Annotated in this window: 18 protein-coding genes and 4 pseudogenes; 11 read left to right on the forward strand and 11 right to left on the reverse strand. The window is 54.5% G+C overall.

Annotated features, from left to right (window positions below; all coding sequences use genetic code 11):
- Positions 1 to 113: 113 nt before the first annotated feature.
- Positions 114 to 1,727: a hypothetical protein gene (locus H9L05_RS07840; RefSeq protein WP_187733690.1), complete on the reverse strand. Its 1,614-nt coding sequence runs from the start codon at positions 1,725 to 1,727 to the stop codon at positions 114 to 116.
- Positions 1,728 to 2,595: 868 nt separating this feature from the next.
- On the opposite strand from H9L05_RS07840, the gene H9L05_RS07845 reads away from it, so the two are divergent.
- The gene (locus tag H9L05_RS07845; protein WP_187733691.1) at positions 2,596 to 3,132 is read left to right on the forward strand and encodes a carbohydrate binding domain-containing protein; all 537 of its coding nucleotides are present in this window, start codon (positions 2,596 to 2,598) and stop codon (positions 3,130 to 3,132) included.
- A gap of 12 nt (positions 3,133 to 3,144) precedes the next feature.
- Here H9L05_RS07845 and H9L05_RS07850 read toward each other — a convergent pair whose 3' ends face one another.
- Positions 3,145 to 4,587: an ArnT family glycosyltransferase gene (locus tag H9L05_RS07850; protein ID WP_187733692.1), complete on the reverse strand. Its 1,443-nt coding sequence runs from the start codon at positions 4,585 to 4,587 to the stop codon at positions 3,145 to 3,147.
- Positions 4,588 to 4,927: 340 nt separating this feature from the next.
- On the opposite strand from H9L05_RS07850, the gene H9L05_RS07855 reads away from it, so the two are divergent.
- Positions 4,928 to 5,461, forward strand: a complete 534-nt coding sequence (locus H9L05_RS07855) for a carbohydrate binding domain-containing protein (protein WP_187733693.1) — start codon at positions 4,928 to 4,930, stop codon at positions 5,459 to 5,461.
- Between the two features lie 81 nt (positions 5,462 to 5,542).
- Here the strand turns inward: H9L05_RS07855 and H9L05_RS07860 are convergent, their stop codons facing one another.
- Entirely contained in the window at positions 5,543 to 6,265 is a 723-nt protein-coding gene (locus H9L05_RS07860; RefSeq protein WP_187733694.1) for a glycosyltransferase family 2 protein, read from the reverse strand.
- Positions 6,266 to 6,484: 219 nt separating this feature from the next.
- On the opposite strand from H9L05_RS07860, the gene H9L05_RS07865 reads away from it, so the two are divergent.
- From H9L05_RS07865 to H9L05_RS07895, 7 genes and pseudogenes are all read left to right on the forward strand, one after another.
- Entirely contained in the window at positions 6,485 to 7,240 is a 756-nt protein-coding gene (locus tag H9L05_RS07865; protein WP_187733695.1) for an FkbM family methyltransferase, read from the forward strand.
- A 115-nt stretch (positions 7,241 to 7,355) separates the two neighbouring features.
- Positions 7,356 to 7,886: a 3-hydroxyanthranilate 3,4-dioxygenase gene (locus H9L05_RS07870; protein ID WP_187733696.1), complete on the forward strand. Its 531-nt coding sequence runs from the start codon at positions 7,356 to 7,358 to the stop codon at positions 7,884 to 7,886.
- A 41-nt stretch (positions 7,887 to 7,927) separates the two neighbouring features.
- A pseudogene (kynU, locus tag H9L05_RS27175) lies at positions 7,928 to 9,225 on the forward strand (kynureninase).
- 78 nt (positions 9,226 to 9,303) lie between these two features.
- The gene (locus H9L05_RS07880) at positions 9,304 to 9,963 is read left to right on the forward strand and encodes a hypothetical protein (RefSeq protein ID WP_187733697.1); all 660 of its coding nucleotides are present in this window, start codon (positions 9,304 to 9,306) and stop codon (positions 9,961 to 9,963) included.
- 41 nt (positions 9,964 to 10,004) lie between these two features.
- Entirely contained in the window at positions 10,005 to 10,616 is a 612-nt protein-coding gene (locus H9L05_RS07885; RefSeq protein ID WP_187733698.1) for an alpha-ketoglutarate-dependent dioxygenase AlkB family protein, read from the forward strand.
- A gap of 121 nt (positions 10,617 to 10,737) precedes the next feature.
- Positions 10,738 to 12,144, forward strand: a complete 1,407-nt coding sequence (locus H9L05_RS07890; protein ID WP_187733699.1) for an FAD-dependent oxidoreductase — start codon at positions 10,738 to 10,740, stop codon at positions 12,142 to 12,144.
- 309 nt (positions 12,145 to 12,453) lie between these two features.
- A complete protein-coding gene (locus tag H9L05_RS07895) occupies positions 12,454 to 12,876 on the forward strand; it encodes a LytR/AlgR family response regulator transcription factor (RefSeq protein WP_187733700.1) in 423 nt (140 codons plus the stop codon).
- Between the two features lie 92 nt (positions 12,877 to 12,968).
- Here H9L05_RS07895 and H9L05_RS07900 read toward each other — a convergent pair whose 3' ends face one another.
- From H9L05_RS07900 to rpoN, 5 genes and pseudogenes are all read right to left on the reverse strand, one after another.
- Positions 12,969 to 13,688, reverse strand: coding sequence for a response regulator (locus tag H9L05_RS07900; protein ID WP_187733701.1), 720 nt, complete (start codon positions 13,686 to 13,688; stop codon positions 12,969 to 12,971).
- The gene (locus H9L05_RS07905) at positions 13,673 to 16,861 is read right to left on the reverse strand and encodes a sensor histidine kinase (protein WP_187733702.1); all 3,189 of its coding nucleotides are present in this window, start codon (positions 16,859 to 16,861) and stop codon (positions 13,673 to 13,675) included. Before H9L05_RS07905 ends, H9L05_RS07900 begins: the two co-directional genes overlap by 16 nt.
- Positions 16,862 to 16,949: 88 nt before the next feature.
- Positions 16,950 to 17,576 carry a hypothetical protein gene (locus tag H9L05_RS07910; protein WP_187733703.1) on the reverse strand — a complete coding sequence of 209 codons (627 nt, stop codon included), beginning with the start codon at positions 17,574 to 17,576 and terminating at the stop codon, positions 16,950 to 16,952.
- A 61-nt stretch (positions 17,577 to 17,637) separates the two neighbouring features.
- The gene (locus H9L05_RS07915) at positions 17,638 to 17,937 is read right to left on the reverse strand and encodes a copper resistance protein NlpE (RefSeq protein ID WP_187733704.1); all 300 of its coding nucleotides are present in this window, start codon (positions 17,935 to 17,937) and stop codon (positions 17,638 to 17,640) included.
- Between the two features lie 235 nt (positions 17,938 to 18,172).
- A pseudogene (gene rpoN, locus H9L05_RS07920) lies at positions 18,173 to 19,734 on the reverse strand (RNA polymerase factor sigma-54).
- Positions 19,735 to 19,926: 192 nt separating this feature from the next.
- Between rpoN and asnS the strand changes: the two are divergent.
- Positions 19,927 to 21,318, forward strand: a pseudogene (gene asnS / locus H9L05_RS07925) (asparagine--tRNA ligase).
- A gap of 104 nt (positions 21,319 to 21,422) precedes the next feature.
- Here asnS and H9L05_RS07930 read toward each other — a convergent pair.
- From H9L05_RS07930 to H9L05_RS07940, 3 genes are all read right to left on the reverse strand, one after another.
- A complete protein-coding gene (locus H9L05_RS07930) occupies positions 21,423 to 22,640 on the reverse strand; it encodes a PAS domain-containing sensor histidine kinase (protein WP_187733705.1) in 1,218 nt (405 codons plus the stop codon).
- Between the two features lie 180 nt (positions 22,641 to 22,820).
- A complete protein-coding gene (locus H9L05_RS07935; RefSeq protein WP_187733706.1) occupies positions 22,821 to 23,081 on the reverse strand; it encodes a hypothetical protein in 261 nt (86 codons plus the stop codon).
- Between the two features lie 55 nt (positions 23,082 to 23,136).
- Positions 23,137 to 23,613 (reverse strand): hypothetical protein, encoded by a 477-nt coding sequence (locus H9L05_RS07940; RefSeq protein WP_187733707.1) that lies wholly within the window; start codon positions 23,611 to 23,613, stop codon positions 23,137 to 23,139.
- 264 nt (positions 23,614 to 23,877) lie between these two features.
- Between H9L05_RS07940 and uvrA the strand changes: the two are divergent.
- Positions 23,878 to 26,810: pseudogene (gene uvrA / locus H9L05_RS07945) on the forward strand (excinuclease ABC subunit UvrA).
- The last annotated feature ends 35 nt before the right edge of the window (positions 26,811 to 26,845 follow it).

A 26,845-nucleotide genomic window follows, 5' to 3' on the forward strand; every position in this document is an offset into this window, starting at 1 on the left:
AAGGTTCTAGTAAGCTACGTCAATAGACACAATGGATACAAAGGTAGTTATCAGTTTATGACTAAGAGTTACCACCTATAATACCAAGTATAGTTATAATAGCAAGTGGGGGTTCAAGGCTCTATGCTGTAACCATTTAAGATTAAACGGCGCTGCTCGTCATACCAGTACACATCTGTATCCAGCGGTCGAATAAGCAAGTCATCAACGAGCAATTCGCTATTGTCATACAACACCTCTAAGCGGTCTACTCGTGGTTTTACTCGAATAGGGAGCGCCACCCGCACCCAGTCGCCATCAATATCAGTGCTTAACCGGGCATCAGCTAATTGGTGATCTATTAAAGCGCCATCAGCATATTGCTTTACCTGCATATTGCCGTACCCTTCATCCATTTTGCCATGTATCCAGACGCTGACTTCATAGCGGCCCGTATCGGCTGGTGCGGGAACGGGGCCATCATATAGGATGGAGAATTTCTCTGCTGGCTCGTAAAAAGCTCCAGCTCCCAGCCGTCCCCGACGATCGGGACTAGTATCGAAGGATTGCAGAAATACACCTTTTGAGGTGGTTGCCCGCACCCCATTGGCACGCACTGGCAGTGTAGGCAGCAGATTGGCGGCCTTGGCCTTTTCCTGGGCCCGAGTTGTTGCTGTTAAAGCCGCCAACGATAATTCATACAGCTTCACCTCAGGCGATGAGATAAGGGGACGGGCCAAGCTTACCAAGCGCTGCTCAGCCGGCGATAGCACGCCCTCAGCTACCAAAAGCAGTATAGGCTTAGGTGAAGGGAAATGGCTCACTAAGTCCTTATCCAGCAATGGGCTACTCAGCAATTGCACGTGCTGCAGCACCTGCCCTACAGAAGCCCGAGGCATGTAGCTGGACAATTGGGGCAAGCCTGTTGCAATTGATAGTTTATAAACCTGGGCTATAGAAGATTCTGAGCCGGGTAAAGCAATCTTATCACTGCCATTATTAAAATAAGGCAACGGGAGAATAGCCTGAAAATCGCTGGGCTGGCGGCTCGCCCAACTCAAATGCTGAACCAGTAGATTATTCTCGCGGCTCATGTAGGCACGTGCGCCGGCCCCCTGAGCTACTTCCTTCGCTTTTGTGGCAATATTTATCCAGGCTTCTCCAGCCCATAATAACAGCAACAGCGGTAGCCAGGGTAATGCCAGCACCGCTACTTTGCGTTGTCGCTGATACCGCCACAGACGATATAAGTAGTAAGCTGTGTAGGTAGTAAAGACAAAATAGAAGGGCCAGGCAAAACGCCCTAAGGCCCGTAGTTGCTTCAACGGACCTAGATACTTTTCTAAGCCCGAGAACATTGGGAAAATAAAGGGTATTCCGAAGGAGAAAATCAATAGCAGGCCCGACGCCCAAAGCGCTGTATACAAAGGCGTAGGCATTGCGCGTCGGAGGCGTAACTTATGGCCGCGCCGCTTCCACACGTGTTGTGCCACACGCATACCCGAAACGAGTAGTACCCCAGTAGCTACTAGCCCTACATAGGACATGCCCTCGAAGCTAATATCACCGGCAGGTAATAGTGCCGTCCACACCTCGCGCATGGGCGATAAGGCTGGGGTAAATACGCCGCTAGGCGTTGCCTTGTATACGAGAAAGCCGTAAGGATTCGGTGGACGGTCAGTGACATAGTCTGTAAGCCAGAGCCAGCTTCGAAAGAGCACCAAGGGCAATAGTGCAGCTAAAGCCATACGCCATAGCAATGCTATAGGGCGCGGACGTTGAAAGCTCAGTACAAGCACGTGGGCCAAAAGGAAAAAGCAACCACAGGCCAAAAAGTACACCTGAACTAGTCCCATCAATAGGCTGCTTACTCCAAACAGAATATACCACCTGAACTGGCGCGGAGCCTCCTGCATCCGTAAAATACAGTACCATAATATCGGCACGAAGCAAGGGTAGCTTAACGACATATGCGCACCCAAGCGCTGGATTTGGGGCGATAAAAAACCGATCAGCAAAGCCATTAGGCCAGCATACAAAATTGGCATATGCAAACGCCGCAAAATAGCATATATAACCAGCGGAGTAAGCCACACGCCCAATAGCGCCGCTAGATTGGTGATGGCTATGGTGCGCTCAGCAGCTGGCAAACCCATGCGATGCAACCCATTAATAAACAACGCAATGAGTGGCTGTAAATTAGGATAAGTGAAGTTTTCCCCAAAGGGATAGTTCATTCCGCTGAAGTGAATGCCAGCGTCATAGAAAGCATAAAAGGCAGTAACATAATAGCTCTGAAGTCCATCGCCAGCTGCGAGAAAGAAATAGTCATTAGGGTTAGCTAGGACAAAGGAGAAAAGCACAGTGAGTAAACCGGCAGCAGCTAGCCCAACCCCAGCCATGCCAAGCCAATGCGCATTTCGACGAGATAGATTCATTCAATGAAATCACAAGAAAAAGTAGGAGAACAAAAGCTGTTAGCTAGTTAAATGAGGCGGCTAGAGAACAGCGAATGGCAACAAAACTACAGAATTGGGACCGATAGCCTTCAGCTACAGTTGTGGCATATCGGTCTATATTTGCTTCAAACTGCGTTTTTGTATACTCACCTCATTTATGCCTCGTCTGACTACTTGGATTGCCCTTGCTCTCTTAATGACTGCTTGCTCGCATGATGCTAATAAGACAAAGGAAAAGATTCCTGAAGTTGCTGCTGATCGGGTGCTATTCACTACCAGCTTCGAGGACTTTGAAGGGTGGGTAGCTGAGAACCCGTCACTGAATAAAGAGAAAGCGCATACCGGTCAATACTCGATTAAAGTTGACCAAAATATGGAGTTCAGCCAGACGTACACGAATCAATTAGCCCGCCTCTCGCCTAAGCGTTTTGATAAAGTGCGTCTAACAGCTTGGGGGTATCTGACTGCGCCAAGCGCTGCAGCTCTAGTTTTTCAAATCACACGAGCTGATCAGACCAGTGTTTTCTACGAGAAGATTGACATCAACAAGGTCAATTCCTGGGAGCAGGTAAGCAAGGTGTTGACCCTACCTACAGTCTTAGATCCTATGGATCAGGTCCGAATCTATTTATGGCGGGCTAGTGCTACTGCTCCGGCTTACTTGGATGATGTGAAACTAAGCGTTGAGCCTTAAACCCCATAAGCTTTAGCGGGACCGTAAAATCAACAGCGTATTGCAGTTTTCAGCGCTGTGCAAAGGCACAGTTTGGTATAGCGAATCGAGGCGCAGCGCCTCATTCGGGTCACATACTACTACTACTTGGCGTGGGCGCAGGGTTTTTTGCGCTCCGGGTGATATTATAGTTACGTGCTTCTGAAAACGCTGCGTAGACGTAAGTTGATAATAGGTAAGCCGGGCATCATAACCGCCGGGGTAAAGCACCTGTAGGCTGTCGGCTAACGGCTGATCATGATGTAGCTGCCGGAGGTAGCTGCCAATACGAGCATTAGGCCCAAGGCCATAGTCGCTATATCGGTACTCTCTTATTTGCTCCAGTACTCGTTGGTAGGGCGCATAAAAAACAAAGATTAGCAGTGCTGACGCCCCTAACCACTTGCTGTGTGGTGTAGCAAAGTAGGTTAGAACTACTGCGCGCCCCAGCCACCAAAGGCCCAAGCCTACTAACAAGCTGAGAGCTGGATATACAGGTGCATCATACCACTCAAGCTTTGTTTGTGCATTGCTAATGACAACGAGCCAAACTATACTGAACAAGGCCAGTAGCACCACAGCGTGCTGCAACGGACGACGGGACTGGCTCCATGCCAACACCAGCGTTGGTAGCAACACCCAATGCCAAGGGGTAAAGCGCAGTTCCTGCATGGCTAAAATATAGTAATCCGAGGGATGCTGATGACCACTCAATACTGTATCGAAACGGCCCCCAAGTTCGTTCTGCTGCACCGCCGCCCAGTAGCCAGCAGCCGCCCATTCGCGAAGACCGTAGTACCCTGCTACTATCAGCACGGTGCTGCCCGCTGCCATATAGAAACTTGGCTGACGTAACAGCCACCCTAGCCGCCGTCGGTACAGCACATATACGAATAGCGCTGGCAGACCTAATACACCTGCCACGCCTTTTGTCAGAATTGCCCCTGTAATGGCTACAGCCAACAACGCAGCCTCGCGCTTACGACCGGCAACCAAATAGCGATATAGGCTGCTCCAGAGTAGGGTCTGAAAGAAAGTAAGAAGGGCATCGTAGTCGCCGGTGCGGGCTACATGCAATCGTACATACCCTAAGCTAGTAACTAATACCAGACCAGCTAAAAAACCCACTAAGGGACGGCGTAAGGTACGAGCTGCAAAAAAGTAAACTATCAGGATGGTACCACCCGTAGCCAAGGCAGTAGGTAGACGCACGGCTAACTCAGAAAACCCGAAAAAGTATAGACTAAGCGCCTGCAGCCATATCAGCAGTGGGGGCTTCGTGTTCCATAAGTCGGGTTGGCCCTCAAAGTGTGTTACCAGCCAATTGCCACTGCGCAGCATTTCCACGGCATTCACTGCCTGCCGCGACTCATCCCAAAGTTGAATTGGATGACGGCCTAGGTCATAATACAGGGGAAAATAGGCAAGCGCCAGCAAGAGCAGTAGGAGCCCATTTGTAGGCGAAAAAAAACCTGCTGAGGAAGCAGGATACAAACTACTAGTACTAGTATTACTGGCTAAAGTAGCGGCTCGGAAGCCAGGACGGTAGTGCATAAAATAAGGAGACGAGCACTGCGACACACCTATCAAAGAGCCGCGAAGATACAGAAAGAAACATCCGTGCGGCTCTCCAGCAGCCTCAGGTTATTTAGGAAGAATAGGTAGTTTTGATGATAAAAAACAGCTCTTCACAGCTCTAAGAACAGCTAGCTGTGAAGAGCTGTGACTTTATTGCTTCTCCCATTAGTACCTAATCCGACTCTAGCAGTTTGACCTTATGAGAAAATATTTACTGCTGCTACTGCTACCACTAATCGCTGCCTGCTCCGGCTCTGATAATCAGGATGATAAGAACGCCAATTATATAATGACCAATGATTTTGAGGCCTTTGATGGCTGGATTCCAGCTAATGGCTCTCTTAATGCGGAGCAAGCACATAGTGGGAAGTACTCGATCAAGGTTGATAAGGCGCAGGAGTACAGCATGGGATTCAGAAACTTTCTGGGAAAAGTAAGTGCCCGTAAGCCCTATAAAGTAAAACTGTCTTGCTGGGCATATCTTCCTAGTAATAAAGCCACAGCTCATTATCAACTTCAAATACTGGACCCCGTGACTGGAGAGAAAATATTTGAAGATGGTATTGTTCTTACCAACATGATAAATGATTATAGAACTTGGGTAAAGGCCGAGAAGACAATTAAGCTGCCGGAAAACATTGCCTACAGCCACGAAATAAGAGTGTTCTTATGGCGCGCAACTGCGGAGGTGCCGGTGTATATTGATGATGTGTCGCTAATACTACTTGAGTAGTCTGGCTTGCCTAAGAGCTCGGCACGAAGCCGTCTTCGGTGTAAATTGCTGATATCAAAATAGTTGGCTTTGATTGCTTTTCTATTTTATCAGGCCGTACCGAAGAATGCACCACAGCGCCCAGAGCCCGTCGCGCCAGCTGATTTTTTTGCCCTCGGCGTACGTCCGTCCATAGTAGCTGATACCGACCTCGTAAATGCGGATACCGGGAACGCGCGCCATTTTGGCGGTTACCTCGGGCTCAAAGCCAAACCGCTTTTCATGGAGCGACAGGCCCTGAAGGATGTCGCGCCGAAACAGCTTGTAGCCGGTTTCCATGTCCGTCAGGTTCAGGTCAGTGAACATGTTGGAGAGAAAGGTGAGCACCGCGTTGCCGATGCTGTGCCAGAAGAACAGTACCCGGTGCGGTTTGCCCCCCATAAAGCGGGAGCCATACACCACGTCGGCAAAGCCGCGTACTACCGGCTCGATTAGGGCGTTGTAGTCGGCGGGGTCGTATTCGAGGTCGGCATCCTGAATGATAATGTAGTCGCCGGTGGCCTCCCGGATGCCGGTGTGCAGAGCCGCGCCTTTTCCTTGGTTGGCTGTGTGCTGTAGTAAGTGCAGCCTCAGCGCCGGATGGCGTGTGGCATAAGCAGTGATAAGCGCCGCGGAGGCATCGGTAGAGCAGTCGTCAATCAGAATGATTTCCTTCTTAATATTTCCCGCCAACTCCACCTCACGCAACGTATCGAGCACCTGCGTGATGGTGCGAGCCTCGTTGTAGACGGGAATGAGAATGGAGAGCGTATCGAATTTTACCAAAGCAGAGAAACTAAAACAACCGGCACCGCGAAAGTAGAAGGTTATGGCTGGAGTATCCGTTTGGTGGCCGCGCGACTTAATAAATTCAATAACGTATTAGGGCTATGGCGAAGCGGTAGCCTCCCGTCTTCACCCCAAACCAGGAGGTAAGGGCAGGCATGGTATAGTTGTTTACTTTTGCCCCTTACTTATTACCTACGATAGTTTCAGAGCCCTTTCATGAAGGAGTTGGCCAAAAAGATTATAAAACGCTTACCTATTGCTTTCACTAAAAACCAGCAATATGACCGCGACACGGAGCGGGTGCTGCGGGCGGTGTGCCACCCGCAGGCAAACTGCGTGGATGTGGGCTGCCACAAGGGCGAAGTGCTGGAGTTGATGCTTAAATATGCCCCCCAGGGCCAACACTATGGTTTCGAGCCCATTCCGGATTTATACGAGAAGCTGACCACACACTTTGCGGGCTACCCCAACTGCCACTTCTACCAGCTAGGCCTCAGCAACATGACCGGCGAAACGTCCTTCAACTATGTGCTCACCAATCCGGCGTATAGCGGCTTTGTGAAGCGCAAATACGACAAGGCCGATGAAGTAGACACCTTGATTACGGTGAAGAAACAGCCGCTTGATCAGATTTTGCCTCCCAGCACGCGCATCGATCTAATAAAGATTGATGTGGAAGGAGCGGAGCTGGAGGTATTGCAGGGCGCGGTAAAAACCATTCAGCGGAGCCGGCCGGTTATCATTTTTGAGCACGGCCTCGGCGCCTCCGATTGCTATGGCACGCGGCCCGAACAGATATATGAGTTGCTCGTGTGCGAGGGCCGCCTGCACGTGTCCACGATGGCGCGGTGGCTGGCCGGACAGCAGCCTTTCACCCGCGCTGAGTTTGTGGGGCAGTTCGAGAAGTCGCTCAATTATTATTTCATGGCTTATCCGGAAGAAAAGACCCGCAACGCTCAGGCTGCCGACTAAAAAAGCCCCCCAAATAACCTTGCGTTCGGAGGTGGCTGCAAATCAGTTGCTTCCGTAAGACAGACCCGTTAGTTGCCGGTTACATCGGCCTACGTTAACTAAGCAGCAAAACCTTATGGCTCTCGCCCGTCCTTTCAATTTTCAGCAGTGGATTGATGAACACCGCCATCTGCTGAAGCCGCCTGTTGGCAATCAGCAGGTCTTTACAGATAATAAAGATTTTATCGTGATGGTGGTAGGTGGGCCCAATGCCCGCAAAGACTACCACTACGATGAGGGTGAAGAGCTTTTTCTACAGATTGAGGGCGATATTGTTATTAAAGTAATTGAGGATGGCAAGCCGGTAGATATTCCGGTGCGGGCCGGGGAGATGTTTCTGCTGCCGGGCGGAGTTCCTCATTCGCCCCGGCGCCCGGCCGGTACCGTGGGGCTGGTGCTGGAGCGCTACCGCACGGCCGGCGAGCTGGACGGCTTCCTGTGGTTTTGCGAGAACTGCGGCACCAAGCTGCACGAAGAGTACGCCGAAATCACGGACATCGTGCAGCAATTGCCCTCCATCATGAACCGTTTCTGGGAGTCGGAGGAGCTGCGCACCTGCCGCAGCTGCGGAACGGTGATGGAAAAGCCTGCGCCGGTGCCCGCCTAGAAGAGCCTGTTCGGGTATGGGTAAGCAAACCCATTGTGGCTATCTTTGCTTTCGATGACCACTTTCCAAGCCACCCCGAATTCGCCGCCACCCTCGACGCCCAAGATCCGCTACGCCGCTTCCGCGAGCAGTTTCATATTCCGCCCGCGCCGGATGGGGGTGAGAGCATCTACTTCTGCGGTAATTCATTGGGTTTGCAGCCGCGCACCGTGCGGGCCGCTATTGAGCAGGAGCTGGAATCGTGGGAACGGCAGGCCGTGGAAGGACACTTTCGCGGGAAGTCGCCGTGGATGCCCTATCACGAAACCCTAGCCGACTCTACGGCACGATTGGTAGGCGCCAAGCCATTGGAAGTCATTGTGATGAACAACTTGACGACCAACCTGCACCTGCTGCTGATTTCTTTTTATCGTCCCACGGCCACGCGCTACAAAGTGCTGATGGAAGGTGGCGCTTTCCCCTCAGATCAATACGCGGTGGAATCGCAGGTGAAGCTGCATGGCTACGCGCCCGATGATGCCATTGTGGAACTGGTACCCCGGCCCGGCGAGCGCACCTTGCGGACCGAAGATATTGAGGCCAAAATCAGGGAAGTAGGCGATGAGCTGGCGTTGGTGCTGCTGGGGGTATTAATTATTACACGGGCCAGGCATTTGATATGCAAGCCATTACCAAGGCTGGGCACGCCGTCGGCGCTACGGTGGGCTTCGATTTGGCGCATGCGGCCGGCAACTTGGTCATGCACCTACATGATTGGGATGTGGACTTCGCCTGCTGGTGTTCTTACAAATACCTCAACTCCGGTCCCGGTGGCGTAAGCGGGGCATTCGTGCACGAGCGCTTCGCCAACCGCCCCGATCTGCCGCGCCTTGCGGGCTGGTGGGGCCACGATGCCTCTGAGCGCTTTCAAATGAAAAAAGGCTTTAAGCCAATGGCTGGGGCCGCGGGCTGGCAGCTGGCCAACGGCCAGATCATCGCGTTGGCCATGCACCGCGCGGCCCTGAATATTGTAGACGAGGCGGGCGGCATTGCAGTACTTCGGCGCAAAAGTGAGCAGCTCACGGCTTATCTGGAGTTTGTGCTGCGCAACCTGAATTTGCCCCCCAGCATCCTCGAAATCATTACGCCCTCCGAGCCCCATGCCCGTGGCTGCCAGCTTTCCTTGCTGGTGCATAAGGATGGCCGCGGTCTGTTCGACTACCTGTCGGAAGCCGGTGTGATTGGCGATTGGCGCGAGCCCAACGTGATTCGGCTGGCGCCGGTGCCGCTTTACAATACCTTTGGGGAGGTGCAGCGCGTAGGCGAACTGATGGCCGCGTGGGCGGAAAAGGTGGGTTAGCTGTTCGTTTTGGAGTGAATTTACGTAGAGGAATTTGTGGTTGCCCTTTTCGCAGCCTCCTCGCCCTTCATTACTAAGATGACTGAAGACTACGTGGCCAAAATGGGCCGCAAAAGCCTCGCTGAACTCCAGCAATATGTGAGCGGCCGCGCCCAGTACCGCGAAGATGCCGTGCTGGCGGCACTCGATGAGCTGGCCCGGCGCGGTGAGCCCCACCCCGACGACGCCCAGCTGCGCCCCGAGCTGGAGGCTGAAGTTCAAAAGCAGGTAGCGCAAACAGCTGAAGATCAGCAGCGCGCCGTGGATGCCACTGCCGCAGAAGAAGCTGAGGAAATAGGTCCAACGCTATACTCGCCCAGCACCATCACCTTGTTTTCGGTCGTGTTCTCGATGTTGGCTGGCGGAGCTTTGCTAGCGCTCAACTTCCGCGCCCTCAAGCGGACTGATGCTACCGTGCGGCTTGTCCTGTTTATAATAGCATACTTAGTTGTGGGTGGCCTGATTCTAAGCTGGGTTGTGCAGCGCTACGGACTAAATCCTTGGTTCGGGGCCTTCTTCGATCTGCCGGCCATTGTGGTGTATATCTTCTGGTTTTGGCCTCGCTACGTGGGCGCTACGCCTTATCAGAGCCGGAGCTGGCTGTTGCCTTTTATCATTTGTGCGGCTATAAAAATTGGCCTGACGCTATGGGCGGCTAGCTTTCTGGCTAAGTTCCTCGGCAAGCTGCCAGGGCAATAATTTGCTGTGAGGCATCGATATCAATGTCATAGATAATTGCCGTGCCGCTCACGCTGCTGCCCCTGCCCGATGCCGAAGTGCTGCTCGATCCGCACTTTTTGCCCCCCAGAGCAGCCATGGAGCTTCTTCAGGAGTTGCTCGATACTATTCCGTGGCGTCACGAACCTATTAAGATGTTTGGCAAGGAAGTGATGCAGCCCCGCCTGACCTCCTGGCACGGCGACCCCAATGCTCGCTACCGTTACTCAGGGCTCAGCCTGGAGCCGCAGCCCTGGACCCCAGCTTTGCAGCAGCTGCGCCAGCAGGTAAGCCATGCCACCGGGGCGGAGTTCAACAGCGTATTACTCAACCTCTACCGCACGGGCCAGGACAGCATGGGCTGGCACGCCGACAATGAGCCGGATTTGGGCCCGTGCCCTGTTATTGCTTCCGTAAGTCTAGGCGCAACGCGGCGTTTCCGGCTCCGACCCGGCGCTGGTACGCCGCTGCATGCTCCCCTTGGGCTGGATTTGCCCCCCGGCAGCCTGTTGGTAATGCGCGGCCTCACCCAGCAGCGCTGGCAACACGCTCTGCCAAAAACTAGTCGCCCAGTGGAAGCGCGTTTGAATCTAACTTTTAGGCGGATTGTTGAGGCCAAAAGTCAACTACGGTAGTCAGATAATTGCCTCCCAGCAGCCGTTATGGCGTATTCGTTTGTCCGCCGGGTCAAATAGGTCGTAAACGACTACTTTTGCCGCCCGTCGCTTTACTTGTCGGCTTTCAGCTTCTTTGCTTATGGGTACGCCTTCTTCCGCCGCCACGGCGGCTGCCACCGATCTATCTCCTTGTACCATTATGGGAGCGGGGCTGGTAGGGTCGCTGCTGGCGCTTTATCTGGCCCGTCGCGGCCACGTAGTCGATGTGTATGAGCGCCGCGCCGACCCGCGCCTGAGTGGGGCCGTGGAGGGTCGGTCTATCAATCTGGCGTTGTCGGATAGAGGCTGGCGGGCCCTGGAGGGCGTCGGCATCAGTGAGCAGGTGCGCGAAGTAGCCATTCCCATGTATCGGCGCGTGATGCACGACCAGCAGGGACGCCTCACGTATCAGCCCTACGGCCGTGAAAATCAGGCTATTTACTCCGTATCGCGCGGTGGGCTAAATCGGACGCTTCTCAACCTCACGGAGGCCGATCCGCGCATCCGTATGCACTTCAATGAGCATTGCCAGCACGTCGATTTGCGCGCCCGGCGGCTGGAAATGCACAACACGCTCACCGATCAGGAGCAAACGCTGCCCTTCCGGCGCCTGTTTGGGGCCGATGGCGCTTACTCGGCCGTGCGGGGAGCCATGCAGAAAACCGACCGCTACGAGTTCTCGCAGAGCTATCTGGAGTATGGCTACAAGGAACTGACCATTGAGGCGGGTCCCAACAGCGAGTGGCAGCTGGAGAAGAACGCCCTCCATATCTGGCCCCGGGGTCAGTATATGATGATTGCCCTGCCTAATCTCGATGGCTCGTTCAATTGCACGCTGTTTTTTCCCTACGAAGGGCAGGAGTCTTTTACGGCCCTGGAAACGGCTCCGCAGGTTCAGGAGTTTTTTAAAGAAAGGTTTCCCGACGCGGTGCCTTTTATGCCCGATCTGGCCGAGGAGTTTATCCAAAACCCAACTGGCTCCCTGATTACGGTTAAGTGTTTTCCGTGGGTGCACAAAGATGAAATAGTGCTGCTGGGCGATGCCTCGCACGCCATTGTGCCCTTCTACGGCCAAGGGATGAATGCCGGCTTCGAAGATTGCAGCGTCCTGGATTCCTTGCTCAACCAGTACGGCGAGGACTGGCACATGGTATTCAGCGAGTTTCAGCGCCAGCGCAAACCCAACGCCGACGCTATGGCCGACCTAGCTATTTATAACTTTGAGGAAATGCGCGACCGGGTAGCTAATCCGCGCTTTCTGCTTCAAAAGAAGATTGAAAGCAAGATTTCGGCCCAGTATCCCGACCAGTGGCTGCCGCTCTATTCGCAGGTTACATTCTCGGATACACCCTACGCCGACGCCTGGGCCAACGGACAGCGACAGGAAAGCATTATGCAGCGCCTTATGCCGCACATCCAAACCGAGGCAGATTATGATTTGCCTGCCGTGCAGGAAATGGTACGGCAGGAAATGGAGAAAATAGACGCGCTCTCCAGCATGGCCTAGCGTCCATTTAGTTTAAAAAAGCCCCCAGAGCTACTGCTAATTCAAATTAGGAAGAAACTGGAATTGTTCTAAAACAGCAGACACCCTTTTCAGCTTTACCAGAAGCATAATAGCTTGGTGCTTATATCAGTAATTAGATTGTTGTGTTAATATTTTTCAATCATTTTATTGGTTGATTGGATTATATTCATCAAAAAGCGAATGATTCGATAATCTGGCCGGTAATTTGGTTGTTTTGTCGACCGCTTTCAGGAGCGCTTTTTGTTTGCTCATACGTACACACTCTTCTGCTGTCCTGTTTGTTTAGTTATGTTGCTTGAAGGCCTTGTCTCCCCCCGCATTCTTACTTGTGCTATCATCGACGACGACGAGATTAATCGCTTAACTCTTCAGCATTGCATCGGCCTCACCGACTCCCTTCATCTGATGGCTTCCTTAAAAGGCGGTGTAGAAGGGCTGAACTTTTTCAGTTTAGGTCGGCGCGTTGATGTACTGTTTCTGGATGTGGAGATGCCCGACCTGAACGGTATCGAGATGATGCGCCTGCTTCCCGAGCCGCCAGAAGTGATTTTTACGACTGCCTACGAGAGCTTCGGCATGGAAGCTTACGAGTTGAACATAGCCGATTACTTAGTCAAGCCCTTTTCCTACAACCGCTTTCAGCAAGCTGTGCAGCGGGTAGCCGAGCGACTACAGCCAGCTATGCCGGCCGGACTAGATCTGCGTTACTAGCTTCTATAACAACCGATTAACCAGCCAAGCCCGGAACTGCCCCCACTATAAATGGAGGCAGTTCCGGGCTTGGCTGGTTAAGGAGCTACTGCTTACGATAGCTTCTGGCGGCGCTGCTCCAGGGCACGGAGCAGCTGCGGGAGCAGCTGAATAAGCTGTTTGGTTGCCTTAGCGCTTTCTTCTGGCAAGGAGTCGGGGGCTTCCAGCGTTCGGATAGGCGTCAGTAAGTCGTGAGCATGCAGTACCTTAAGCGAAGGCTTGATTTTGTGAACCAAGGCGCCAACCTGAGCCCAATCGGAAGCTTCGGAAGCTGCCGTAAGTTGAGTTACAACCTCCGGCGTATTTTCTAGAAACGAGTCGAGAATGCTGCGCACAAAGTTCGTCTGGCCGTGTGCCATCTGATACAGTTCACTTAAGTCGAACAGGGGCCGCGTGGCCTGCTGCGAGGCCTGACGCAATACACTCATTTTTTCCAGCAGCTCGGCCTCTTCGAAAGGCTTGGTCAGGCAGTCGTCGATGCCCACGGCCAGATATTTTTCATTGGCTTCGTGAAACGCGTTGGCCGTGAGAGCAATGATAGGCGTGCGGGCCCGCACAGCGTCAGGGTGCCGCCGGATTTGAGCGGTAACTTCCAGGCCACTCATGCCGGGCATCTGAATATCCATCAGAATCAAATCGTAGCGTTGCTCCCCGAACAGGCGGAGCGCAGTAGCGCCATTGGGGGCCGCATCTACTGTTACCCCATAGTTGGCCAATATCAGTTGAGCTACCTGGCGGTTCACGTCGTTGTCTTCCACTAGCAGCACGCGCATACCGTGCACCGCAGCGGCGGCGTATTCAAGCTCCGAATCGGCTTTATTCGTATTAATGGTGCCCTGGGGGCTTTTTCAAAGGTGAGCGTAAAGCTAAAGGTGCTGCCGCGGCCCGGCTCACTGCACATCAGCAGGTGCCCGCCCAGCTGTTCCACTAAGCTGCTGCTTATGGTCAGGCCCAGGCCCGTGCCCCCAAAGCGGCGCGTCGTATCGGCATAGGCCTGCGAGAAGCTGGCGAAGATGGCCTCCTGTTTATGTATGGGTACGCCCGGCCCGGTGTCGCTCACTTGAAAGCTGATGGTGACTTCCCTGGCCGTTTCATCCAATAGTTGGCACGCCAGCACAACGCTGCCTTTTTCGGTAAACTTAATGCTGTTACTCAGTAGGTTAAGCAGTACTTGTTTGAGTCTATACGGGTCACTGAGTATCAGGGGATCGGAGATGGGAGGAGGGGTTACATCGAAGCCAATACCTTTCTCAGCTGCCTGAAATGCAACAGTTTGGCCTGCCGTTTTCAGCGCCTGGCATAAGTCGAAGGGCGTGCGCTCCAACTCCAGGTTTCCCGAGGTGATTTTAGCTACATCCAGCACGTCGTTCAGCACACCCAGCAGGTGCTGTCCGGAGTTGCGAATAATGTCGAGGTACTCGCGCTGTTGAGCGTTCAGATCAGTACGCGCCAGCAAACCGGCCATGCCCAGCACCCCATTCATGGGGGTGCGAATTTCATGGCTCATATTGGCCAAAAAGTTTTCCCGCGAGCGAGCCGCCGATTCGGCTACCAGCTTCGCCCGCCGCAGCTCATCCTCGGCTAGTATGCGGTCCGTTATATCCTGAGCGTAAGCAATTACATAGGGTAGTTCGCCGGCCTCGGCTACTAAGCAGTTGTGATACAGCAAGTAGCGAGAACCAGGGCTGCCCAGCGGCTTTACGTTCACAATACCCGATACCTCCCGCTGTTTGCGAAATGCGGCAAGATACGCTTCCAGATCAGCTTCCTGGTCTACTATCAAGCCTTGCGCAAGCGGCCTTCCGACCATATTATTGATCGAGACGCCCATAAGGCTGGCCAGTGCCGGGTTGGCAGAAAGAATAATGCCGTTGAGGTCGTGAGTACAAATCAGGGCTTGCGTGTACTGCATGAGGTCGCGGTACTGCTTGGCCTTGCGCTCCAGCGTATGACGAATGCGCTTCACTTCTGTGATATCGGTGCTGACGGTGAGCACCTGCACCGTGCCCTCGGGGCGCACCAACGGCCGCTTTACTACCTGATAATGACGAGTTTCGCCGCTGGCCAGAGTAAAGGGCATTTCAGTCGATTGCTCTCGCCGGCTCGCCAGCACTCGCCGGTTGAGTACATTAAGCTGTTGATTCTCAGATTCTTCAGGTGATTCCTCGTTTTTCCGCACCCGCGTATGGTTGCTCCGACTGATCAGGTCATCAAATGCGGTATTAGAAAACATGATATCCCCTTCCTCGTCATTTACATATAGCAGGTTTGGAACAGTATTCACTATCTGACGAATAAACTCCTGCTGCTCACGCACAACCAGCTCGCTGCGGCGGTGCATCTCCTCGGCCTGATGACGCTCCGTAATATCGAGGCCGTAAGCCAGCATCAGGTGCAGCGCGCCGTCGGGGGTAAATATGGGCTGGAACCGGCGCAGGACATAGCGCGGCTCGTGGGTGCCAACGGTCAGTTCCTCCCACGTTACCTGGCCCCGGTCGCAAACGGCTTGCTCAAACATGCGCTGCCGGTTCTCGGCCACGTCGGTGGGGCGCTGGCGGTATGCGCAGTAATCCAGATCAGTCTTGCCTATTATCCATTCCCGAATGTCCTGATCTTTAATACTTACCGGATTCGCAAACACATAACGGCCCTGAGCATCGAGTACGGCTATATCGGCGGGTAGCTGATTGAGAACCGTTTCATAAAACTGCCGCTGTGCCGCCAGCTTCTCTTCTGCCTGTTGGCGGGCTGAGATATCCAGGCCTGAGCTGACCACCATGCGCAGGGAGCCATCGGGGTTAAATACAGGCTGGAAGCTGCGCAATACCTGAATTTGCCCCCCAGGTTCCTGAAAGCTTTCCTCCCAGCTTATGCCTTGGCGCTCCTGGATGGCTTGGGCGAAATAAGCGTCGCGCAGCTCAGCCAGTGCCGAAGGGCGCTGCCGATACAGACAAGCCTCCCGGTTGGTCATGCCCAGTATCGCGGTGCGGGTTGCGGGGTCGGGGGCCGCCGTGGGGTTGGCAAATAGGTAGCGGTGCTCAGCATCCAGGGCAGCGACCCCCACGGGCAGCTGATTGAGAATGGTTTCGTAGAACTCGCGCTGTTGGGTCAGCTTTTGCTCGGCCTCCCGGCGAGCCGTAATATTGGTCAGGTATAAGCTGGCATAGTTCTCACCGGGCACTGGAGTTACAATGAGCAGATAGTGCTGATTAGCTACGCTTATCTCACGCTGCTGATGAGCCGATGTGCGGAGCGCTATCGTTACCAAAGCTACCAGCTGAGTGCGCAGTTCATTGGGGCCATCCTGCTTATAGCTTTGCGCAAGCTGGCTGGCCGCCGGGTTGGCGTACAGCAGGTCGCCGCCGGGCGTGAGGCGCAGAATAGGATTGGGGCTTTGCTGAGCCAGCAGAGAAATAGTGTTTGCGCGGGCATTGCGGCGGTAGCGAATGGTGATGTCGCGGTAGCAAACCAGCCGGCCGGCCATCACATCATCAAGCACAATGTAGTCGCGCTCCAGTACCCGGCCGTCGGCCAGCATTACCTCCTCACTCATTATCGTACGACCCGCGGCTCTTACTTCTTTGGCCCGCGCCACATAGGCAGCAGGATCGGGGTAATTATGCTGACTACGCGCCGCGATTTCCAGGCCAGTAGATCCATACAGGCTTTCTGGCTCGTCGGGAATGCCAAAAAGCTTGCAATAGGGCCGATTGACCATAAGCACGCGTCCATCGTTGTCCAAGAGCATTATGCCCATTTTCAAGTTTTGAGCTAACGCGGTCAGGCGCGACTGATGGCGCTGGGCAGTGGCCTGGGCTACCTCAAGCTCATGCCGTAGGGCGGCGAGCTCCTGTTCGGCTTCCTCGCGCCGGCTTCGCTCCTGGTGCAATTGAGTGAGCAGAGCTTCTGCAGAAGCGGGGGCAGCCGATAAAGTGGAAAGGGACATGCGTGATACATACGACGGTTGGGTGGTCGGTAAAGATACACCGGCCGAGGCAGCGGTCAAGATCCAATTTTAGCACTAAAGCAAGGAGCTACAGGAAGGCAACTCCCAGCACCAGACTCATAACCACGCTGATTCCTAGGCCCAGTCCGGCCCAGGCTTGGGCGGGCGTGTGCGCATCAAGCGCAAGGCGGGCGCTAACCACGGCGAGGGCCAAAAAGGCAGCTGCCAGTAGCCACCAAAAGCTGGCCCAACCCGCCACATCTGTAAGGTGAAGCAATAAAAACAATGCAAAAGAGCCCCCCACACCCACGCCGTGGGCACTGATTTTCCAGCGCAGTGAAATGAGGAGCGTCAGCAGCACGGCCAGAGTCATACCCAGCATCATAGTACCCAGCAGAAGAGCAAAAGGTGGCTGGCGCAGCAGGTATGTGGCACCGGCAAAACTAATTGCGGCGAAAAGCAACGGCAGCGGCCGCTGGGCCCGCTCGCGAAGGAGCAGCGAGTCGAGGCGGCCAAACCAGTACAACGCGCCCGTACCTAAGGCAGGCAATAAAAAGGTAAAGCCAAACACGACGGCCAGCACTATCCAGCGGTCTGACAAGGCAGGCTGCGCCACCACGCCGGGCAGTTGGTAGCAGACCGCGTAAAACAGGTAGGACGGCACCAGCAACGGATGAAACGCCAGCGAAAGAGCCGTCGCCAATGATTTATTCAACAGCGTAGAAAGTAGGATTGCGGCCCTAAGCTACTGCGGCTTTCGCTTCCAATTCCAGAAACTATAAGTTGCCTACCTGCGCCAGCACGTAGCGCTCGGCCAAATCGCCGGTTATTTCCTGCCCGTCTAGATCAAGCTGTTGTAAGGCGCGGGGGCGCATGCGATAATCAGTAGGACCAGCGGCGGAGCGCCGCGTGAGCCGCACCAAGTTGGCCGACACCTGCGCCCAACGGCCGGAGCTTACCTGATCATTGTTGCCTTCCTTGGGCTGATCCAGGTAGGTGCGGCGCTCCACGTAGGTGCTGTCTGGATAAAGGTAAAGCACCGTTTCGATGCCGGCGCAGTCAGCGCAAGGTAGCAACCCCTGATAAATGCCCCCAGACCTTCGGTCGCGACTGCAATGGAGGGAGAGCCCGTGCTGGGCGACGCGGCGCGGCCAACCATGCCATCGGCCGGGAGCGATGCATCGTTAGAATTCATTGTGGACCCGGTTGGCCGGTCGCAGGCCGTGGCTAATAGGAGCAGGCAAGGGAGCAGAAGAAGTCGCATAAGCTGAGTAGGTTAAGCGTAAAAAAAGCCCCCCAGCTGCCCTGATTCTACAACTCCTTTCGAAGTCGGGCTACCGGAATATTGAGCTGCTCGCGGTATTTGGCCACCGTGCGCCGGGCAATGTTGTAGCCGCGGGCATTGAGCATCTTCTCCAGCTTATCATCGGAAAGCGGCTTGCCTTTGCTTTCCCCCTCAATGATTTCCTTCAGAATATGCTTCACCTCCCGCGAGCTGGCGTCCTCCCCGAATCGGTGGCAATACCTTCGGAGAAGAAGTACTTCAACGGATAGATGCCGAACTCGGTTTGCACCGACTTGCTATTCGCCACCCTACTCACGGTGGAAATGTCCATGCTGATTTCCTGGGCTATGTCCTTCAGAATCATAGGCCGGAGCTTACTTTCGTCGCCCTCCAGAAAGAACTCGCGCTGGTAGCGCACAATGGCATCCATGGTGCGCAGCAAGGTTTGCTGGCGCTGCCGGATGGCATCGATAAACCACCGGGCCGCGTCGAGCTTCTGCTTTACAAACGTCACGGCCTCCTTCATCTTCCGGTCCTTTTTCGAAGCCTTATCGTAGGCCTGAAACATCTCGGTATACGCCGGTGCCACCCGCAGATCAGGCGCGTTGCGCGAGTTCAACGTCAGGTTGAACTGCCCGTTGTCGTTGCTGAGAATAAAGTCGGGGATGATGTACTGTACCTTGCCCAAGCCTGTGGGACCGCTGCCGCCGGGCTTGGGGTTAAGCTTCAGAATCAAGGCAATAGCCTCCTTCAACTCGTCGTCTTCCAGGTCGAGCCGCTGCTGAATGCGTGGGTAGTGCTTCTTGGTAAACTCGTCGTAGCATTCGGAAAGAATGCGTTCGGCGGCTTCTACCGTGTCATCTACGGGCCGACGCTCCAGTTGCAGCAGTAGGCACTCACGCAGGTCACGGGCTCCGATACCGGCCGGATCGAAGGCCTGAATAACGTGTAGCACGCACTCAATCTCGGCCGGCGTAGCTTCAATATTTTGGGCAAACGCCAAGTCGTTGGCAATGGCCGATAGGTCGCGCCGAATGTAGCCGTCGCCGTCGATGGAGCCCAGCAGCTGGCGGCCAATGGCGAACTGCTTATCGCTTAAGTCAGCAAAGCCCAGCTGATCAAAAAGCGAGTCGATGAGCGTAGAGCCCGTGTCGGCCAGGGGCATTTCGCGGTCGTCCTCGGCGTCGCCGGGGCCGTCGCCCTGCATCTTGTAGCCCGCAATCTCATCGTCGTTGAGGTAGTCGCTCAGGTCCAGATCCTGGTTATCTGGTGAGTCGGCGATATCATCTTTGGGTAGCTCTACTTCGGGCTGCTCCTCCGAGCGGTCGTCGAAGTCTTCATCGAGGGTATTATCGTCGTTGTCGAACTCGGAGTCTGGGTCGTCGAAATCCTCGTCGCTGTCGTCATCGTCGTCGCGCTCCAGCTCTTCCTCATTCTCGTCGCCTTCTTCCAAAGCGGGGTTTACTTCCAGCTCTTCCTTAATACGCGTCTCCAATTCCGCCGTCGGAATTTGCAGCAGCTTAATGAATTGGATCTGTTGGGGAGACAGCTTCTGCGAGAGAAGCTGCTTCATATCAAGTCGTTGCATACACAGAAAACGCAATAAGCCCCAGCGACGGTGAAATGGGGCACTACTTCAAATGTAGCGTATTCTCTACTTGAGTTGATGTAAAAAAGTTGAGGCCTTCGGAAAGCATTAAAGATGAGTGCGAATTTCTGCGCTAGCGAAAAGCTCTACCTTTGCCCCCCACAGAGTATAAACCACAGAAATTCGAGTCCGATGTCCGTCAGAAGGTCGAGTGTACAGCAGCTGCTGCAAAGCCAGGAGCTGGAGCGCGAGGTAGTAGTAAAAGGTTGGGTGCGCACCCGCCGGGGCAATAAGTACGTGCAGTTTATCGCCCTGAACGACGGCTCTACCATCCACAACATTCAGGTAGTAGCCGACGCGGAGAAGTTTCCGGAGGAGTCGCTGAAGGACGTGGCCACTGGCGCTTGCCTGTCGGTGCGCGGCCAGCTAGTTGCTTCGCAGGGCAAGGGCCAGGCTGTGGAAATTCAAGCGCTTGAAATAGAAGTGCTTGGCACTGCTGACCCGGAAGAGTATCCGCTGCAAAAGAAAGGTCACTCCCTGGAGTTTTTGCGCGAAATTGCCCACCTACGGCCTCGCACCAATACGTTTGGAGCCGTGCTGCGCGTGCGCCACGCTTTGGCTTTTGCCGTGCATCAGTACTTCAACGACCACGGCTTCTATTACGTGCACACGCCCGTTATCACCGGCTCCGACGCCGAGGGTGCCGGACAGATGTTTCGGGTCACAACTTTGCCCCCGAGCACCCGCCCGCACCGCCGACGGCTCCGTGGATTTTAAGGAGGACTTCTTCGGCAAGCAAACCAACCTGACCGTTTCGGGCCAGCTGGAGGCTGAAGTAGCGGCCATGGCCTTGGGCAAAGTGTACACCTTCGGGCCTACTTTCCGCGCCGAAAATTCCAACACGGCCCGCCACTTAGCGGAGTTCTGGATGATCGAGCCCGAGGTAGCGTTCAACGACCTCCAGGACAACATGGACCTAGCAGAGGATTTCCTCAAAAGCCTCGTGCGCTATGCCCTGGAGAAGTGCGCCGATGACCTTCAGTTTCTGAACGAGCAATACGATAAAGAGCTGCTAAACCGCCTGCGCTTTGTGGTGGAGAATGACTTCCAGCGCCTCACTTACACCGAGGCCGTGGAGATTCTGAAAGCGGCCAAGCAGAAATTTGAGTTTCCCGTGGATTGGGGCACCGACCTGCAAAGCGAGCACGAGCGCTATCTGGTAGAAAAGCACTTCAAGAAGCCCGTTATCCTGACCGACTATCCCAAGGATATCAAGGCGTTCTATATGAAGCTCAACGACGACGAGCGCACCGTGCGGGCCATGGACGTGCTGTTTCCCGGCATCGGCGAAATCATTGGCGGCTCTCAACGCGAAGAAAGCCTAGAGAAGCTGCGCACCCGCATGGAGCAGATGCACGTGGAAGAGCACGAGCTGTGGTGGTATCTGGAGCTGCGTAAGTTCGGAACTGCCCCCACGCCGGCTTTGGCTTAGGCTTCGAGCGGCTGGTGCTCTTCGTGACAGGTATGTCTAATATCCGGGACGTAATTCCCTTCCCACGCTTTCCGAAAAACGCGGAGTTCTAAACCTGATTATCAGCGCGACTATTTCTTCATACAAAAAAGCCCCCGCACGTGCGGGGGCCTTTTTGTATGAAGAAATAGTAAAATTTACGCAAAGCAACGCTGCTCTATTGAAAAGGCAGCTCAATAAAAAAGCAGGTGCCTTCTTGTTCACGGCTTTCCAGCCAGATGTCGCCACCATGTAGCTGCACAATTTGCTTGGCTATGAACAGCCCAAGGCCAGTAGTCGTCTCGCCGTGCAGGCCAGTACGCCGGGTAGGATTGAATTTGTCGAACAAATGCGCGTGTAGCTTGCTGGGGATACCAATGCCCGTGTCCTGCACCGTCAGTAGGGCCCGGTTATCGTGCTCTCGCAGGCCAAGCGTAACTATTCCGGTGGCGGGGGTAAACTTCAGGGAGTTGCCGATCAGGTTGCTCAATACCCGGCTGAACTTGTCAGGATTGATCTTGGCATGAATGACCTCAGTGGGTAAGTCAAGAGCTAGACTTATGCCTTTATCCTGGGCTCGTAGGCGGTACTTTTCAAGCTGTGTTGTTAGGTATGCATTCAGATCGGTTGACTCTTTCTGTAGCCCATGCACATCAAGGTCGCCGACGTAAAGCACATCGTCCAGCAGGGAGCTAGCCTGAGCGCAGGACTGTTGAATGAGGGTCAAATAGTGGACCATTTCCGGTGCAGGCGGCTCGCTCCCGCCCCGGCCGTTCACTTCGCGCTGAAGAAGGTCTATCAGCAATTCAATGTGGGCAATAGGGGCCTTCATATCGTGCGTGGCCAGTTGCAGAATCGTTTCCTGCGCGTCGTAGAGACGTTTGAGCTTAGTCTCCAAGCTTTTGCGCTCAGAAATATCCTCTAAAATGGTATATCCAAGCTCGCCCCCATCATCGGGGAACAGTACGGACGTTACTTGGCACCAAAAGGTAGAGCCATCGGCGCGTTCTAGGCAGGTTTCTAAGGTGAAATGCGGAAGATTATGGTCCCACAGCTTCGTTTGCAATTGCTTCCAATCATCGCAATAGTGCGCATGCGAAAACTCAAGAATGCGCCGGCCAATAAGCTCGTCGGGCAGGCTGTAGCCCATCATGGCTAAGAGGGCTGGGTTAACCTGGCGAATGGTTAGGTCGGAGGTAATAATTTTCTGGCCTAAGGGCGAGTTCTCGAATACAGTGCGAAAGCGAGCCTGGCTTTGCTGATAAAGATCGGCCTCGGAAGCCTGCGCGCTGGCTGCTGCTTTGTCCTCGCGGAGCTGACGGATTTCTTCGCGCAAGACACGAATTTCTGCCTCGGGAGACTCTGGAATAGTAGGCAGTTGAGTAGCGTCAGGCATAGAGGCGAAGTGTGGCAGAACAGAAAGGTAAGCTTTATCAGCCAAGTACGCCAAGCTCAGAAGGGTAGTACAGAACTGCTCGTGGCAACGTGACTATATTTCTTTCCGTTCGATCTGTCGCCGTAATATTATTTCTCAAACTTTGGGCTTCGTGGCCGAATCTAGGGTAAAGAAGCACGCTCAACAGTAATTGCGCAGTTCTTTGTCATCCACTGCTACCAGCGCATCCAGCCGCAGCTCAAAGCCGTCCTGCAGGCGCAGGTATTCTACTTTATTCCTGATAAACAAGTCGCTGATGATGTTTTTGTAAGTGCTGGGGGCATATCGGGCTCTGGCCGGTAGGTGAGGGTGCAGGGCTGGCGAGTGGTGGCACGGGCCTCCAGCTCGTCGTAGAAAGAGCAGCTGATGGGTTGATAGATTTTCATGTGTGCTAAAACGCAAAGCACCCGGATTGGGTGAACAATCCGGGTGCTTTGTGCAGCAATAGAAAGAAGGATTAATGCTTGCCTTTACCCTTGCCATTTCCGTGACCCTTACCAGGGTGGCCGCCCCGCTGCTGCACCACAATTACATTGCCGGCAGGGTGGGCGGCACGCATCTTTTTAGCCTGGCCGGGGGGCATTCCGTGCGGATGACCAGCCTTCGGGTATTTCACTTTGTGCTCCCGGATAAGTACCCATGGCTGCGCACCCACGTAGTTGATAACGACCGGGTGAAAGCTGCTGGGATTGTAGTTGGAAACAGTCTTCAGGCGCTTCCATTTGCCTTCGCGCTGCACCACATAATGCTGGTCGCGCAGGTCGTAGTAGCCGCCCACTTCAGGAATGTAGTAGTACTGCGTGCCGGCTGGAGCCGCGGGTCCCCAGGAGGGTGGATTTATATTGATATTTACCTGGGCCTGGGCTGGTTCGGCAGTGCCTAACATAGCCAGCGCAAAAGCGGCAGCAAGCGTGAATTTGGGTAGGAAGGACATGAAGGGAGTATGTAGCGTGAAGGAATTATCCTACTATCGGCAAGAACAGCGCCAAACGCTATCCTATGCAGGACCCAGGGCGCGTTGGCCTAAGAACTACTGCTTAGCTGTTGCGTCACGCGCTGCATGGCAGTACAGCAAGTAGAATTTTAGTTCCCTCAAATCCCCGGTTTATTCTGCTAAACCCTCTGGCAAATAAGCTATTCTGAATAGCGAGAGGACTCAGTTTTGCCTACCTTTGCGGACTTATTCGATTCGCGCTGCATGGCTAAGAAAATATCTGCTTCCGTTGCCCCCGTCACTCCCGAAATTGCCCCCCAGCTTGCTGCTACGGTAGCGGCTGCCAACGGCCACGCGGCCGACGTGGAGGCGCCATTTATTGAAGTGTACGGAGCGCGGGAACACAACCTGAAAAACGTTTCGGTTCAGATTCCGCGGGGCAAGCTGGTGGTGTTCACCGGCATTTCGGGCTCGGGCAAATCCAGTCTGGCCTTCGACACGATTTATGCCGAAGGGCAGCGCCGCTACATGGAGACGTTTTCGGCGTATGCTCGCTCGTTTATGGGCGGTCTGGAGCGGCCCGACGTGGACAAGATTGAAGGATTGTCGCCGGTAATCAGCATTGAGCAGAAAACCACTTCGCGCAACCCCCGCTCCACGGTGGGCACCATCACCGAGATTTACGACTTCCTGCGTCTGCTTTACGCCCGTACGGCGGAGGCGTTCAGCTACGCCACAGGCGCCAAGATGATCCGGCAGAGCGACGAGCAGATTATCAACTACATTCTCAAGCACTTCAACGAGAAAAAGCTGGTGGTGCTGGCCCCCGTGGTGAAAGGCCGCAAAGGCCACTACCGCGAGCTGTTTCAGCAGATTGCCAAGCTCGGCTTTGCCAAAGTGCGCGTGGATGGCGAACTGCTCGACCTGACGCCCAAGATGCAGGTGGACCGCTACAAAATCCACGACATTGAAATCGTGATTGACCGATTGGTGGTCAAAACCGAGGACCGGTTCCGGTTGTCGGGCTCGGTGCAGAACGCGCTGACCCACGGCAAGGGCACCATGCTCGTGCTGGACCCGGACACCAAGAAAACGCAGTTTTTCTCGCGCTTTCTTATGGACCCCACCACCGGCATCGCCTACGACGATCCGGCCCCGAATACTTTTTCCTTCAACTCGCCCTACGGCGCCTGCCCCACCTGCAACGGCCTGGGTGAGGTGCAGCAAATCACGGAAGACTCGGTGCTGCCGGATAAGAAGCTGAGCATCAGCCGGGGTGGAATTGCCCCCTGGGCGAGTACCGCGACATCTGGATTTTCCAGCAGCTCCAGCTTATCCTCAAAAAGCAGAAGTTCAGCCTTTCTACGCCCATCGAAAAGCTGCCCGAAGACTTGGTGGAACGCCTGCTCTACGGCGTGCCCGAGGACGAAGACGCGGACCCCAAAAAGGCAAACTATACGGAGCCGTTTGAAGGCATTATTCCCTTCCTGCGCCGCCAGATGGAGTCTGACTCGGAAAACATTCGCGCCTGGATTCAGGAGTACACCCAGGCTCAGGAGTGCCCCGAGTGCAGTGGTTACCGCCTGAAAAAAGAGTCGCTACACTTTCTGATCGACGGCAAGAACATCGGTGAGCTGTCGGTGATGGATATCGCCCAGCTCAGCCAATGGTTCGTGGGGCTGGAAGAGCGACTGAGTGAGCGCCAGAACGTGATTGGGCGGGAGCTGCTCAAAGAACTGCGTAAGCGCATTGGCTTTCTGCTGGAAGTGGGCCTGGAGTACCTGAGCCTGCACCGCTCGGTGCGCACCTTGTCGGGGGGCGAATCGCAGCGAATTCGATTGGCCACCCAGATTGGTACTCAGCTCGTGGGCGTGCTGTATATCATGGACGAGCCTAGCATCGGCCTACATCAGCGCGATAATGAGCGGCTGATCAAGGCCTTGCAGCACCTGCGCGACATCGGTAACTCGGTGATTGTGGTAGAGCACGACAAAGATATGATTATGAATGCCGACCACGTGTTAGACATCGGACCGGGTGCGGGCATTCATGGGGGGCATATTGTGGCCGAAGGCTCGCCTACGGAGATTTTCAAATCGGGCAGCCTGACTTCGCAGTATCTGAGTGGGGAGCGGCACATTGAGCTGCGCAAAAAGAAGCGCAAGGGCGAAGGCAACACGCTCACGCTCAAGGGTGCCACCGGCCACAACCTCAAGAACGTGACCGTCAAGTTTCCGCTCGGCAAGTTGGTGGCCGTGACGGGCGTGTCGGGCTCGGGCAAGTCGTCGCTCATTCACGACACGCTGTATCCTATTCTGAACCAGCACTTTTTCAATGCCAAGCGCGACCCGCTGCCCTACGCGGGCATTGAAGGGCTGGAATTGATTGACAAAGTAATTGAGGTAGATCAGTCGCCGATTGGGCGGACGCCGCGCTCCAACCCGGCGACTTATACAGGCGTGTTTACCGAGATTCGCAGCCTGTTCGCTTCGTTGCCGGAGGCCAAAATTCGGGGTTATGGGCCGGGCCGCTTCTCTTTCAACGTGAAGGGCGGACGCTGTGAAACTTGCGAAGGTGCTGGCCTGCGGACCATCGAGATGAACTTCCTGCCCGACGTGCATGTGCCCTGCGAAACCTGCAAAGGCCGCCGCTACAACCGCGAAACGCTGGAAGTACGCTTCAAAGGCAAGAGCATCACCGACGTACTCGATCTGACAGTAGAGAAAGCCGTGGAGTACTTCGAGAATCAGCCGCGTATCATTCGCAAGATTCAGGTGCTCAACGAAGTAGGCTTGGGTTATCTGACCTTGGGCCAGCAGGCCACCACGCTTTCCGGTGGTGAAGCCCAGCGGGTGAAGCTAGCAACGGAACTCGGCAAAAAAGACACTGGCAAAACCTTCTATATTCTCGACGAGCCAACTACGGGTCTGCACTTCGAGGATATCCGCCACCTTTCTGATGTGCTGCAAAAGCTGGTCGACAAAGGCAACACCGTTCTCATCATCGAGCACAATCTGGACCTGATTAAAGTAGCCGACCACGTTATCGACCTGGGCCCTGAAGGCGGGGGAGGCGGTGGTACCGTTGTGGCCCAGGGCACACCTGAGCAAGTGGCTAAGGCCAGCAAAGGCTACACCGGGAAGTTTCTGGCCGAGGAACTGAAAGTGAGCAAGTACGCGGAGGAGAAAGTGAGCTGATTTTCCGGACTACTTAAGCAGCGCTGAGGCTTATC

This window comes from Hymenobacter qilianensis (assembly GCF_014489555.1).
GTDB lineage: Bacteria > Bacteroidota > Bacteroidia > Cytophagales > Hymenobacteraceae > Hymenobacter > Hymenobacter qilianensis.

Coding starts and splice junctions, on each gene's coding strand:
- H9L05_RS07840 (WP_187733690.1), bottom strand. CDS start 1,727: ATGGCTTTAGCTGCACTATTGCCCTTGGTGCTCTTTCGAAGCTGGCTC.
- H9L05_RS07845 (WP_187733691.1), top strand. CDS start 2,596: ATGCCTCGTCTGACTACTTGGATTGCCCTTGCTCTCTTAATGACTGCT.
- H9L05_RS07855 (WP_187733693.1), top strand. CDS start 4,928: ATGAGAAAATATTTACTGCTGCTACTGCTACCACTAATCGCTGCCTGC.
- H9L05_RS07865 (WP_187733695.1), top strand. CDS start 6,485: ATGAAGGAGTTGGCCAAAAAGATTATAAAACGCTTACCTATTGCTTTC.
- H9L05_RS07870 (WP_187733696.1), top strand. CDS start 7,356: ATGGCTCTCGCCCGTCCTTTCAATTTTCAGCAGTGGATTGATGAACAC.
- H9L05_RS07880 (WP_187733697.1), top strand. CDS start 9,304: ATGACTGAAGACTACGTGGCCAAAATGGGCCGCAAAAGCCTCGCTGAA.
- H9L05_RS07890 (WP_187733699.1), top strand. CDS start 10,738: ATGGGTACGCCTTCTTCCGCCGCCACGGCGGCTGCCACCGATCTATCT.
- H9L05_RS07895 (WP_187733700.1), top strand. CDS start 12,454: ATGTTGCTTGAAGGCCTTGTCTCCCCCCGCATTCTTACTTGTGCTATC.
- H9L05_RS07900 (WP_187733701.1), bottom strand. CDS start 13,688: ATGCGCGTGCTGCTAGTGGAAGACAACGACGTGAACCGCCAGGTAGCT.
- H9L05_RS07905 (WP_187733702.1), bottom strand. CDS start 16,861: ATGTCCCTTTCCACTTTATCGGCTGCCCCCGCTTCTGCAGAAGCTCTG.
- H9L05_RS07930 (WP_187733705.1), bottom strand. CDS start 22,640: ATGCCTGACGCTACTCAACTGCCTACTATTCCAGAGTCTCCCGAGGCA.
- H9L05_RS07940 (WP_187733707.1), bottom strand. CDS start 23,613: ATGTCCTTCCTACCCAAATTCACGCTTGCTGCCGCTTTTGCGCTGGCT.